Source organism: Comamonas aquatica NBRC 14918, from assembly GCF_000739875.1.
In the GTDB taxonomy this organism is placed as follows: domain Bacteria; phylum Pseudomonadota; class Gammaproteobacteria; order Burkholderiales; family Burkholderiaceae_C; genus Comamonas; species Comamonas aquatica.
Genome location: NZ_BBJR01000001.1, coordinates 144,776 through 157,620, shown reverse-complemented (window position 1 = coordinate 157,620; position 12,845 = coordinate 144,776). Strand labels below are relative to the sequence as shown.

Genomic DNA, 12,845 nt, shown 5'->3' with positions numbered 1-12,845 from the left:
GCCCGGCGGACTTATTTGCTGCGGCTGTGGCTCATCGCCACGACCAGGGCGGTGATCAGGAAGAAGGCCTGCAACTCCAGTGCCCAGCCGCCGCTTTTGCTGATATGCAGCCAGTGCGGGCCATGCACCAGCACCAGGGCCACCAGCATGTTGACGGCGATCAGCAGTGCGGCCGGCACCACGCACAGGCCAACCAGCAGCAGCAGCGGAGCGATGACTTCGCCGATGAACACGCCATAGGCAAGGAAGGCGGGCAGCCCGGCCTTGACCACCAGGGCTTCAATGCCGGCAATGCCGCCGGTGATCTTGGCCCAGCCGTGAAACAGCAGGAGCACAGCCAGGGTGACGCGCAACAGCACCATGGCGGCCAGGGGATGGTGAAAATGTTTCCAGAAGCTCATGGCTGCCCAGCCTAAAGCATGCAGTGTGGGGATGGTCTGCGGGAAAACAGGGAAAAAACGGCTTTCTTGCTGCACTTGTGCGCGCATTCCGGCACCGATGGCAGACAGGCAGCCGGCTGGCTGTAGGCCGGCGGCGGGAACTGGACGGGGTGCGTGCCAGCCGGTTGCGCAGCGCCTAGGATGCTTGTCACCGCCCACCACCCTGGACGTCGGCCAGACGGACACCGCCAGGGTGATGGGCAGGTTTCCATAACTTTTTCATTGTCGAGGGGTTTCCTATGCAAAAGTCTTTTTCTGTGCGTTCCCTGGTGCTGGCTTCCGGCATGGCGGCGGCGGCCGTGGCGATGGTGGGCTGTACGACCACGGGCAACACCCAGGGCAAGGGGGCAGCACCCTCCAGCCGAGCCGAGCTGGAGTCCCAGGCCACGGCGGCGCTCAACCGCCTGTATAGCGCCATGCCTGGCACCCGTGAGTTGGTGGCCAAATCGCGCGGCGTGCTGGTGTGCCCGGCCGTGATCGGCGGCAGCTTCGTGATCGGTGCCGAGCACGGCAAGTGCGTGCTGCGCTCCAACGGCACCACGCGCGGCTACTACAGCACCACGGCGGCCTCGATCGGCTGGCAGGCGGGGGGGCAGTCCAAGGCCGTCATCTATGTGTTCAGCGCCCAGGATGCCTACAACAAGTTCTTGAACAGCGATGGCTGGTCCGTCGGGGCGGACGCCAATGTGGCCGTTGGCAAGGCCGGCGCCAATGGCGGCATCGACACCACCACGGCCAACGCGCCGGTCAGCAGCTACGTGCTGAACAACACCGGGCTGGAAGCCGGCGTGTCGGTCAACGGCAGCAAGATCAGCAAGATCAGCATGTAAGCGCCCCGTGCGGCACCCCCAAGACCGGCCCTGCCGGTCTTTTTTTATGCCGAACCCGGGGGGTGGGCCGTGCTTTGTCTGACAGGGTGCCTGCAGGGCCAGGTTTTGGGGGGTAGGATGCCGGGGTTTGGGTCCAGTGTGCCCCCCGTGGGCGGGGTGCGCGCGGACCGCGCTGAAACCATTGCTCAACCGCTGCACTGCTATGCACATCCGCTTCACCAAAATGCAAGGCGCTGGCAACGACTTTGTCGTGCTCGACGAAACCCAGGGCCGCCTGGGGCTGACGCCGGCCCATTACCGCTTCCTGGCGGACCGCCATTTCGGCGTCGGTGCCGACCAGATTCTGACCGTGCGCCCTGCGCCCACCGAAGGGGTGGACTTTGAATACGTGATCCACAACGCCGATGGCGGCGAGGTGGAGCAATGCGGCAACGGTGCCCGCTGCTTTGCGCGCTTCGTGCACGACAAGGGCCTGACCCCCAAGACCGTGATCCGGGTGCAGACCCTGGCCGGTGTGATCGCGCCGGCGCTGGCCGCCGATGGCCGCGTCACGGTCAACATGGGCGCGCCCGTGCTGGAGCCGGCCCGTGTGCCGTTCGACGCCAGCGGGCTGCCCGAGCAGCGCCAGGGTCAGGCCCTGGTGTGGCCGTTGGTCCTGCAGGCCCCGGCCCCGGTGTCCCAGGTGCAGGTGGTGGTCGTGTCCATGGGTAACCCCCACGCCGTGCAGTTGGTGCCGGACGTGGACAGCGCCCCGGTAGCCACGGTCGGGCCGCAGGTCGAAACCCATGTGCGTTTTCCGCAGCGTGTCAACGCCGGCTTCATGCAGGTGCTGTCGCGCACGGCGGTCAAGCTGCGCGTGTTCGAGCGTGGGGCCGGCGAGACGCTGGCCTGCGGCACCGGGGCGTGCGCGGCGGTGGTTGCCGGTATCCTTCTGGGTGAACTGGATCACCGCGTGGACGTGCATACTCGCGGCGGCCTGCTGACCATCGAATGGGCCGGCGGCGCGCAGGATGCCGTGCTGATGACCGGCCCCGCCACCACCGTGTTTGAAGGCCAGATCCATCTTCCTGACGAACTATGAACAGCATCGATACACCCGCCATGAATGAAGCCAGCATTGCCGACTATTTGCTGCAGCACCCCGAGTTTTTTGAGCGCCATGCCGAAATGCTGACCAGCGTGCAGCTCAGCAGCGGTCATGGCCAGCGTGCCGTGAGCCTGCAGGAGCGCCAGGCGGAGATGCTGCGCGACAAGATCAAGGGGCTGGAGCAGCGCATCATGGAGATGGTGCGCAACAGCAGCGAGAACTCGGCCATCGCGCACAAGATCCACCGCTGGAGCTGTGCCCTGGCGGCGGTGTCCGACGTGCGCCAGCTGCCGCACGCGATTGCCGAAGGCATCCAGAAAGAGTTCGACGTGCCCCAGGTGGGCATCCGCGTCTGGGGCGTCGCCGGTCCCTACCTGGGCTCGATGTTCACCATGGGCGTCAGCGAGGACGCCAAGGCCTTCGCCACCTCGCTGACCATGCCGTTCTGCGGCCCCAACCTGGGCTTTGAGCCCACGGCCTGGCTGCCCAAGCCCGACGCGGTGCAGTCCCTGGCGCTGCTGACGCTGCGCGAAGGCCCCAACGACAGCCAGTCGCCCGCCTTCGGCCTGCTGGTGCTGGGTTCGACCGATCCGCTGCGCTTCGATGCCACCATGGGCACGGAATTCCTCTCGCGGATTGCCGAACAGGCCAGCGCCGCCCTGGGGCGCCTGCGCGTCATGCCTGCGGGCAACTGAGTCCCTCCGCATGGCCGACACCGCCGCGCTCGCGCCGCAACTGCAGGCCTACCTGCAGCATGTGGCCAGCGAGCGGCGGCTGGCCGCGCGCACCGTGGCCCTGTACACCGAAGGCCTGCAGCAGCTGCAGGCCCTGGCGGCCGAGGCCGGGCCCGCGGTGCTGGCGCTGCAGCCCCAGCACATCCGCCGCTTCGTGGCCAGCCTGCACGCCAAAGGCCGGCATGGCCGCAGCATTGCGCTGTGGCTGTCGTGCTGGCGCGGCTTTTTCCGTTGGGCGGCCTGGCAGGGCTGGGTGGAGCGCAACCCCGTCGAGGGCATCCGCGCGCCGAAAACGCCCAAGCCCCTGCCCAAGGCGCTGGGGGTGGACGCCGCCGTGCAGCTGGCGGACTACCGCAACCCGGAAGCCGATCCCTGGGAAGAAGCGCGCGACGCGGCCATGACCGAGCTGCTGTACAGCAGCGGTCTGCGCGTCAGCGAGCTGGCGAACCTGGATGTGCAGGCCGGCGACAGCCTGGGCTGGCTGGACCTGCAGGCCGGCCTGGTGCATGTGACCGGCAAGGGCGGCAAGCGCCGCAGCGTGCCCGTGGGGGCGCCGGCGCGCGCCGCCGTGCAGCGCTGGCTGGCGATCCGTCCCACGCGCTTTGCGGCCGGCTGGAGTGCGCCGGCCCTGTTCCTGGGCGTGCGAGGCGCGCGCATCACGCCGCAGACCATCTGGCTGCGCCTGCGCCAGCGCAGCCAGCAGGCCGGGTTGGCGGCTGCTGTGCACCCGCACGTGCTGCGCCATTCGTTTGCCAGCCATGTGCTGCAGTCCAGCGGCGATTTGCGCGCTGTGCAGGAGCTGCTGGGCCACGCCAACATCACCACCACGCAGGTCTATACGCGGCTGGACTTCCAGCACCTGGCCCAGGCCTATGAGCAGGCCCACCCGCGGGCGCGCAAGAAATCGCCCTGAGGCGGGGGGGGGCTCCTTGAACAGGAGCTGTCAGCGCTGATTCTTCATGACTTTCAGGTGTTTTTGCGCTGGATCATCTATCGCTATAAGCGCAACGTGCTCACATTTTCTCCAGCGGCAGGTGGTGCAAATTTTGCTTTTTACAGATTTATACAAATCTGCGGCATGGCGTCATGGAACTGCTCCTGAAATACGAAGGTCACCACATTCCCCGGGTCTGGGCCCGACTGCACGGCATGCGCATGGGGCGCAATGTCTGGGTGTTCCGCCTGCCGCACCCGGATGCGCTGCAGGGCGTGATGGACCAGCTGGCGCAGGAGACCGAGGCCGAGGTGCTGGCCCTGACCCTGGTGGCGGTGGTGCGCGTGGCGGACCAGCAGTCGCCGGCCCTGCTGCTGGACAACGCAGTGCCCTTCATGGTGCTGCTGACGCGGCTGCGCTACCCCTGGCTGCAGGCGGGCATGGACAAGTACGTGGAGGTGCACTTCCAGCCCATCGTCGATCTGGCCGACGGCGGGCGCATCTATGCCCACGAGGCCCTGTGCCGGCTGCGCACCCCCCAGGGCGAGCTGCTGTCGGGCTACGAGACCTTCACCCTGGCGCGCCACCTGGGCCGGCTGGACGCGCTGGACGTGGCGCTGCAGTACAAGGCGCTGCAGCGCAAGGTGGCCGACCTGGAGCCCGGCGCCATCCTGTTCCTCAACGTGCTGCCGTCCACCCTGCTGCAGCCGGCCTGGGCCAGCCAGTTCCTGCAGTGGCTGCACGACCTGGATATACCGCACCACGAGGTGGTGATCGAGGTGGTCGAGAGCGAGCAGGTCGACCCCGCAGGCCTGGCCCAGCGCTGTGACGCGCTGCGCTCCCAGGGGCTGCGGATTGCGCTGGACGACATGGGCGCCGGCTTCAACTGCCTGTCGGTGCTGGCCATGGTGCGCTCGGACTTCATCAAGGTGGACCGGGGCCTGGTGCACCAGGCGCGCGGCAGCCGGGTGCGCTCGGTGCTGCTGGAGGCCCTGGTCTCCATGGCCGAGCGCCTGGGCTCCATCGTGGTCGCCGAAGGCCTGGAGCGCCAGGAGGACGTGGCCTTTTGCCGCTCGCTGGGCATCCATCTGGTCCAGGGCTTTTTGTTTGCCAAGCCGGCGTATGCACCGTTGCGGGGCAGCCTGGCCCTGCCCACGGCCGACAAAACGGTCGCCATGGCGCGGCTGGACCGGTTTTCCATCACCGACGTGATCGAGACCCCGCCGTCCTTCGACATCCAGACCCCGCTGACGCTGGTGCGCCAGGCGTTTCGCGACACGCCCGACCTGCCTTGGTGCATGCTGACCGATTCCGGGCATCCGGTGGGCGTCCTGCACCGCGGCAGGGCGCTCTCGCCCGGCCTGCGCACCGTGGCCCAGGGCGCGCAGCCGCTGCAGCGCATGCTGCCCTACAACATCGGGCTGACGGCCCTGTCCCGGCGCCTGTACCTGGAGCGCATGGACGCCGCCCCCTGGGCCGTGGTCGACGAGCGCGGCTGCTACATCGGCACGCTGGAGCCGATGATGCTGGTCTCCCACCTGCTGGCGCGCCAGGAGCACGGCGCCAGCCTGCACCCGCTGTCGCAGCTGCCGACCGGGCCCACGCTGCGCCAGGCCATCGACATGCGGATTGCGCGCAAGCACGGCATGCTGGAGCTGGTCTACATCGACCTGGACCATTTCAAGGCCTTCAACGACCGCTATGGTTTTGTGCGCGGCGACGCCATGATCCGCACGCTGGCCGAAATCCTGCGCCACGTGTTCGCCAGCAGCCCGGACTGCATCCTGGGCCACATCGGCGGCGATGACTTCATCGTGCTGTTCGACCACCCCGTGGCCCTGCTGATTCCGCAGCTGCAGCGCGCCATGGCGCAGTTCCATGCCCTGGCGCGGCACCTGTACGACACCGAGGACCTGCAGCGCGGCTATTTCGTCACCGAGGACGGCGAGGCCCACCCCGTGGCCAGCATGTCCGTGTCCTGCGTCAACGGCAGCACCGGCATGCCCCAGGACAGCGTGGAGGCCTCGGCGCGCGCCGCCAAGCTCAAGAAGGTGGGCAAGACCTCGGGCGGCAACGTCATTGTGGTGGAGGCGGCCCACCCCCGGGTGGTCCAGCCCGAGAGCAGCAGTCCCAGCATGTCCGGCTGGGAAGTGCAGGTGCTGGACATCCTGCAGCGCCTGCTGCAGGAGCCGCGCGGGCTGGACGCGCATGCGCTGGACCATGTGTTCAAGGCCTACCCCTTCTTCGAGGTGCTGTTCGAGCTGGACGCCGATGGCCAGCAGATCTGCGCCAACTGGATCAACCCGGCCATGTACGGCCGCATCCGCGGCGGCGGTGCCGGCGCCCACCGCGGCAGCCAGTCCTACTTCGTGCATGTGCGCGACAGCGGCCAGCCCTTTGTCTCGCCCATCTACCTGTCCAGCGCCACCGAGGACTTCTGCCTGACGATTGCCGTGCCCATCCACGGGCCGCAGGGGCGTTTCACCGGCGTGCTGGTGGGGGATTTGAACCTGGCGTCCATGGCCAGCCTGCTGGAAAACCGGGTGGTGGCGTGAAGATCTATGAATATTCATAGCTGATAGCGCTGGCTGTGCCTGGGTTTACTGCCAAAAACCTTCAGAATGCACACGCCCCTGGTGGCGCCACGTGCTTCGCGGCATGGCTACACTTTCCGCCTTCGGTGCCCGGCACCCTGTCTGGGCACCCTGGTTTGATTTCTCTTTCCGCGCAGCGCAGCCGCGGTTGCGCGCGCATTGCGACAAGGTTGTATTTCCATGGCACTCATTCCCGTCAGCATCCTCACCGGTTTTTTGGGTTCGGGCAAAACCACGCTGCTCAAGCGCGTGCTCAGCGAGTCGCATGGCATGAAGATCGCCGTGATCGAAAACGAGTTCGGCGAGGAAAACATCGACACCGACATCCTGCGCACCGAATCCAAGGAACAGATCCTGCAGATGAGCAACGGCTGCATCTGCTGCACCATCCGCGAAGACCTGCGCGAAGCGCTGCAGCTGCTGGCCGCCAAGCGCCGCCAGGGCCTGGTGGACTTTGACCGCATCGTCATCGAGACCACCGGCCTGGCCGATCCCGGCCCCGTGGCCCAGACCTTCTTCATGGACGACGAGATCGCGGAAACCTACCTGATCGACTCCATCCTGACCCTGGTCGATGCCAAGCACGCCAACCAGCAGCTTGACGACCGCCAGGAGGCGCGCCGCCAGGTGGGCTTTGCCGACCAGATCTTCCTGTCCAAGACCGACCTGGTGACCGAGGACGACAAGCAGGCGCTGATCCACCGCCTCAAGCACATGAACCCCCGCGCGCCCATCAAGGCCGTGCACTTTGGCGATGTGGCGCTGAACGAGGTGTTCGACCTGCGCGGCTTCAACCTGAACGCCAAGCTGGACATCGATCCCGACTTCCTCAAGGAAGACGACCACGACCATGCGCACGACCACAGCCATTGCGACCACGACCATGGCCACTGCGAGCACGGGCATGCGCACGACCACCATGACCACGGCCCTGACTGCGGCCACGACCATGCGCATGGTGAGCACTGCCACCACCCGCACCACCATCACCACGACGACGATGTGAAGAGCTTCGTCTACCGTGCGGACAAGGCCTTCGATCCCGCCAAGCTGGAGGACTTCCTGGGCGCTATCGTGAACATCTACGGCCCCAAGATGCTGCGCTATAAAGGCGTGTTGCACATGAGCGGCACCACCCGCAAGGTGATCTTCCAGGGCGTGCACCAGCTGATGGGCAGCGACCTGGGCCCTGAGTGGGCCGCGGATGAAAAACGACAGAGCAAGATGGTCTTCATCGGGATTGACCTGCCGCAAGACATCCTGCGCCAAGGCCTGGATCAGTGCCTGGTCTAGGCCCGCGCGGGTCTTCATTGCCCTGCGCAGGGCAGGGCTAAACCAGACAAGTCTGTGCGTTATGTGCAACTTTGGGGGCATGGCAGTATCTGACCGATACAATCGCGCCCCTAATGAAGAACCCGGGAGCTTCCAGCCACTAGGGGGCGTCAACGGGGCCGTGCCAGTACTGTGAGGAGACAGGAAGTGACAGCAGTCGAGACGAGCAAGAAAAAAGCCACCATCAAAGTGGCTGCCACCACCGCTGAGCAGAAGGACCAGCCGGTCGCCAAGAAAACGGCCGCCAAGTCCAGCACCGCTGCTGCCAAGACCGCCGCGGGCAGCCCATCCCGCACTGTGACCCATGAACCAACCAAGGCCACTGCAGCAGCCCCTGCTGCAGTCACCAAGGCCGCTTCCAACAAGACCATGCCAACGACTACTTCTGCGCCCACTTCCATCGTGACCAAGCGCGACCCCAAGCTCGCCAACAACTGGAAGACCAAGTCTCTCGAAGAACTGACCGACGCTGAAATCGTGGCCATGTCCGATGACGAGTACATGAACGATGTGCAGCAGGCCTATTTCCGCGCCAAGCTGGTCAAGCTGAAGCAGGACATGCACCAGAACGCCGGCGAAACCGCAGAAAACCTGCGCGAAGACACCGTGGTCGTGCCCGATCCCGCCGACCGCGCCACGATCGAGGAAGAGCACGCCCTGGAGTTGCGCACACGCGACCGCGAGCGCAAGCTGCTCAAAAAGATCGAACAGGCCATTGCCCGGATCGACGCCGGCGACTATGGTTACTGCGATGAGACCGGCGAGCCGATCGGCGTCCCCCGCCTGCTGGCCCGCCCGACCGCCACGCTGTCGCTCGAAGCGCAACAGCGGCGCGAACTCAAGCAGAAGATGTTCGGAGATTGATTCAGGACCGTGCCCAGTGCACGGTTTTTCATGCGCAGCATCATGCAACCAGACAGCGGCAAATCCGGCGGTTTCTTTCGTAAGGTCATGCACATCGTGCGCGGGACATCCGCCACGGAGGCTGACGCTCCGCCCGACCCCGACAGTCTGACGGCCCGTGAGGCGCTGCAGGAGGTCATGGCGCGCAAGCGCCGCAACGACGCCATCCGCCAGCAGGAGTTTGCCCAGCTGCGGCAGTTGCGCCAGCGCAACCAGGCCATCGGCCAGGTGCACGATGCTGCGGCCGAGCGCGAGGCCGAGGTTTTGTCCTCGCTGCTGGGCCAGGAGACGCGCAGCACGGCCACCCTGCAGAAAATCGACGAGATCGAGGCCCAGATGTCCGGCCAGTGGTGGCGCCAGCCGCCCGCGGCAGGTGCGGCTGCGGCTCCAGCTGCCGGCCGGCGGGGCCCGGCCCGCAGCTGGAGCCGCCTGCCGGTGCTGGGCGAAGACAGCGTGGTGCAACCGGCCGCCCCCGGCGTGGAGGCGGCGGCCCCCGTCGCGACCGAACCGCCGGCCATACCCACTGCGGCTCCCGTGGTTGCCGCAGCAGTGGTCGCTGCGCCCGTGGTGGTGCCCCCACCCGTGGTGCGTGCGTTCCAACCCCACCCGGACCTGGAAGAAGCCGCCATCCTGTTTGCCCATGGCGACCTGGAAGGCGCCCGCACCCGCTTGCTGGAGCAACTGGTGCAGTCGCTCAGTGCCACGCCCCGGGATGAGGACAAGGTGTGCCGGCTGTGGCATGCCATGCTCGACTGGTGCCGCGCCACCGGGGACGAGGACACCTTCGAACCCCTGGCGATCGACTATGCCGAGCATTTTGGCCGTTCAGCGCCGCTGTGGTCCTCCCTGCCGGCCCGTCTGGGCCAGACGGCCCTGGCGGGGGCGGTGCGCAAGGACCCCGGCAAGCGCCAGTTCTTGTGGTCCAGCCCTGCGCTGCTGACCGTGGGCGCGGTCACGGCCCTGCGCGCGTCCCAAGAGGATGCGCCCCAGCCCTGGTGCATGTCTTGGCTGCGGCTGGTGGCCATCGACGACGCCGCGCTGCAGCCGCTGACCCGGCTGTGCACGGCCTGGGCCGACAGCGAGGGTCAGTTCGTGCTGTCCGATGCCGGCAAGTTGCTGCAATTGCTGGAGCAACAGACCGCCGTGGGCGAGTCGCACCGTCCGGCAGCCTGGTGGCTGCTGCGCATGGCGGTGCTGCGCCTGGTGTACCGCATGGATGCCTACGAGCAGGTGGCGCTGGACTATTGCGTGACCTACGAGGTGTCGCCACCGTCCTGGGTGGAGCCGGCGTGCCACTGCATCGTGCAGGAAGAGGGCGAGGCCGATGTCTCGGTGCTGCACGAGGCCTCCCTGCAGTCGGTGCAGGCGGGGGCGGTGCTGCCGCAGGAAGGCGAAATCCCTGGGGCCATGCCGGTGGGGCAGGGCCTGGCCGGTGTGATCGAAGGCGATGCCCAGCCTTGGCTGGACGCCTTGGGCGCCCAGGCGCGCCGCGGGCAGGTGCTGGAGATTTCCTGTGCCGACCTCATCCGCCTGGACTTTGTGGCCGCCGGCAGCGTGCTGAACTGGGCGGCCGAGATGCAGAACCACGGCCATGAGCTGCGCTTCACGCAGCTGCACCAGCTGGTGGCGGAGTTCTTCCACATCATCGGCATCCACGAGCACGCCACCGTGCAGGCCGTCGCCGCCTGATCGGCGGATGTGTAAAAAGTGGCAGCGGCGCGCTTGCAAAACCGCATGCCGGCCCCATCTGCAGTCGCTATGGAACAGTATCACGGCACCACCATCATCAGCGTGCGTCGGCAGACGCCCGAAGGCATCCAGGTCGCGATCGGCGGCGACGGCCAGGTCACCCTGGGCCACATCGTGGTCAAGGGCACGGCGCGCAAGGTGCGCAAGCTCTACCACGGCAAAGTGCTGGCCGGGTTTGCCGGCGCCACGGCCGACGCCTTCACGCTGTTCGAGCGTTTCGAGGCCAAGCTGGAAAAGCACCAGGGCCACCTGACGCGTGCCGCCATCGAGCTGACCAAGGAGTGGCGCACCGACCGCGTGCTGCGCAAGCTGGAAGCCATGCTGGCCGTGGCCGATCACACGGCCTCGCTGATCATCACCGGCAACGGCGATGTGCTGGAGCCCGAGCAGGGCATCGTGGCGATCGGGTCGGGCGGCGCCTACGCCCATTCGGCGGCCAAGGCGCTGCTGAACAACACCGAACTGTCGGCCGAGCACATCGTCAAGAAGTCCCTGGAAATCGCCGGCGAGCTGTGCATCTACACCAACATGAACCACACCATCGAGACGCTGTGAGCGCGGTCCGCTGGCCGGCCACGGCACCGTCGTACGCCATTGGCGCGTGGAATTTGAATAATTGATAGCTGTTGGCGCTTGCTGCATAAGCGTCAAAGCCAGATTTGATGGATATTTTGACCATGTCCTCCATGACCCCCCAGGAAATCGTCTCCGAGCTGGACAAGCACATCGTGGGACAGGCCGGTGCCAAGCGCGCCGTGGCCATCGCGCTGCGCAACCGCTGGCGTCGCCAGCAGGTCGCCGATGGCCTGCGCCAGGAAATCACCCCCAAGAACATCCTGATGATCGGCCCCACGGGCGTGGGCAAGACCGAGATCGCACGCCGCCTGGCGCGCCTGGCCGATGCGCCCTTCATCAAAGTCGAAGCCACCAAGTTCACCGAGGTCGGCTACGTGGGCAAGGATGTGGACTCCATCATCCGTGACCTGGCCGAGATCGCCGTCAAGCAGGCGCGCGAGGGCGAGGTGAAGAAGCTGCGCATGCGCGCCGAAGATGCGGCAGAGGAGCGCATCCTCGATGTGCTGCTGCCGCAGGCGCGCACGCACGACGCCGTGCCCGCCGACAGCAGCACGCGCCAGATCTTCCGCAAGAAGCTGCGCGAGGGCCAGCTGGACGACAAGGAGATCGAGATCGATCTGGCAGAGGGCAGGCCCCAGCTGGAGATCATGGGCCCCCAGGGCATGGAAGAGATGGCCGAGCAGCTGCGCGGCTTGTTCAGCCAGATGGGCCAGGACAAGCGCAAGACGCGCAAGCTCAAGATCAAGGAGGCGTTCAAGCAGCTGATCGACGAGGAGGCGGCCAAGCTGGTCAACGAGGAAGAGACCAAGTCGCGCGCGCTGGCCAACCTGGAGCAGAACGGCATCGTCTTCATCGACGAGATCGACAAGGTGGCCACGCGCCAGGAAACCAGCGGTTCCGATGTCTCGCGCCAGGGCGTGCAGCGCGACCTGCTGCCCCTGGTTGAGGGCACGACCGTGTCCACCAAGTACGGCATGGTCAAGACCGACCACATCCTGTTCATCGCCTCCGGGGCCTTCCACCTGTCGCGCCCCAGCGACCTGATTCCCGAGCTGCAAGGGCGCTTCCCGATCCGGGTCGAGCTCGATTCCCTGTCGGTGCAGGACTTTGAGGCCATCCTGACGCAGACCCACGCGTCCCTGGTCAAGCAGTACCAGGCGCTGCTGGAGACGGAAGGCGTCACCCTGGCCTTCACCGCCGATGGCATCACCCGCCTGGCCCACACGGCCTTCACGGTCAACGAGCGCACCGAGAACATCGGGGCCCGCCGCCTGTCCACGGTGATGGAGCGCCTGCTGGACGAAGTCAGCTTCGATGCCGTCAAGCTGGCAGGCCAGACGGTCACCATCGATGCTGCGTACGTCGATGCGCGCCTGCAGATGCTGAGCCAGGATGAAGACCTGTCCAGATACATCCTGTAACTAAAAAACAGCCTCCCCATCCCCCCGCGCGTTGCCATGGCGCCTGGGGGGATTTGTTTTGATAAAGAACGTAAATGGTGCGTAGGACGAGTGCTGCTTTTCGATGAGTGGCTAAGTGATTGAATTCAATGGGTTTTTTGCGAGCTTTCACAAGTTTGCAATTTCTAAGTCGTTGATTTCATTGCAAAAGCATGTGCTTTTCCGGGTGGCGCCGGATCAAATTGCTGCTACAGTGCAAAAAAGTG

Annotated in this window: 11 protein-coding genes; 10 read left to right on the top strand and 1 reads right to left on the bottom strand. The window is 66.2% G+C overall.

From position 1 onward, the window contains the following. Window positions 1–11 precede the first annotated feature (11 nt). The gene (locus tag CA2_RS00740; RefSeq protein ID WP_042411670.1) at window positions 12–401 is read right to left on the bottom strand and encodes a DoxX family protein; all 390 of its coding nucleotides are present in this window, start codon (window positions 399–401) and stop codon (window positions 12–14) included. A 278-nt stretch (window positions 402–679) separates the two neighbouring features. On the opposite strand from CA2_RS00740, the gene CA2_RS00735 reads away from it, so the two are divergent. From CA2_RS00735 to hslU, 10 genes are all read left to right on the top strand, one after another. After that, window positions 680–1,270 carry a BPSL1445 family SYLF domain-containing lipoprotein gene (locus CA2_RS00735; RefSeq protein WP_042411478.1) on the top strand — a complete coding sequence of 197 codons (591 nt, stop codon included), beginning with the start codon at window positions 680–682 and terminating at the stop codon, window positions 1,268–1,270. A 202-nt stretch (window positions 1,271–1,472) separates the two neighbouring features. Beyond that, complete coding sequence (gene dapF, locus CA2_RS00730; protein ID WP_042411475.1) at window positions 1,473–2,351, top strand: diaminopimelate epimerase; 879 nt, start codon at window positions 1,473–1,475, stop codon at window positions 2,349–2,351. Beyond that, window positions 2,348–3,052 (top strand): DUF484 family protein, encoded by a 705-nt coding sequence (locus tag CA2_RS00725; protein WP_042411472.1) that lies wholly within the window; start codon window positions 2,348–2,350, stop codon window positions 3,050–3,052. Before dapF ends, CA2_RS00725 begins: the two co-directional genes overlap by 4 nt. A 10-nt stretch (window positions 3,053–3,062) precedes the next feature. Continuing rightward, window positions 3,063–4,004 carry a tyrosine recombinase XerC gene (locus tag CA2_RS00720; protein WP_042411470.1) on the top strand — a complete coding sequence of 314 codons (942 nt, stop codon included), beginning with the start codon at window positions 3,063–3,065 and terminating at the stop codon, window positions 4,002–4,004. Between the two features lie 173 nt (window positions 4,005–4,177). After that, on the top strand, window positions 4,178–6,580 hold the full coding sequence (locus tag CA2_RS00715) for an EAL domain-containing protein (RefSeq protein WP_042411467.1): 2,403 nt from the start codon (window positions 4,178–4,180) through the stop codon (window positions 6,578–6,580). A 219-nt stretch (window positions 6,581–6,799) separates the two neighbouring features. Next, entirely contained in the window at window positions 6,800–7,912 is a 1,113-nt protein-coding gene (locus CA2_RS00710; RefSeq protein ID WP_042411464.1) for a CobW family GTP-binding protein, read from the top strand. 186 nt (window positions 7,913–8,098) lie between these two features. Further along, window positions 8,099–8,815, top strand: coding sequence for an RNA polymerase-binding protein DksA (dksA, locus tag CA2_RS00705; protein ID WP_245620852.1), 717 nt, complete (start codon window positions 8,099–8,101; stop codon window positions 8,813–8,815). 42 nt (window positions 8,816–8,857) lie between these two features. Then, window positions 8,858–10,543, top strand: coding sequence for an STAS domain-containing protein (locus tag CA2_RS00700; RefSeq protein ID WP_169741433.1), 1,686 nt, complete (start codon window positions 8,858–8,860; stop codon window positions 10,541–10,543). Window positions 10,544–10,612: 69 nt separating this feature from the next. Beyond that, entirely contained in the window at window positions 10,613–11,158 is a 546-nt protein-coding gene (gene hslV, locus CA2_RS00695) for an ATP-dependent protease subunit HslV (protein ID WP_042411461.1), read from the top strand. 122 nt (window positions 11,159–11,280) lie between these two features. Further along, complete coding sequence (hslU, locus tag CA2_RS00690) at window positions 11,281–12,600, top strand: ATP-dependent protease ATPase subunit HslU (RefSeq protein WP_042411663.1); 1,320 nt, start codon at window positions 11,281–11,283, stop codon at window positions 12,598–12,600. The last annotated feature ends 245 nt before the right edge of the window (window positions 12,601–12,845 follow it).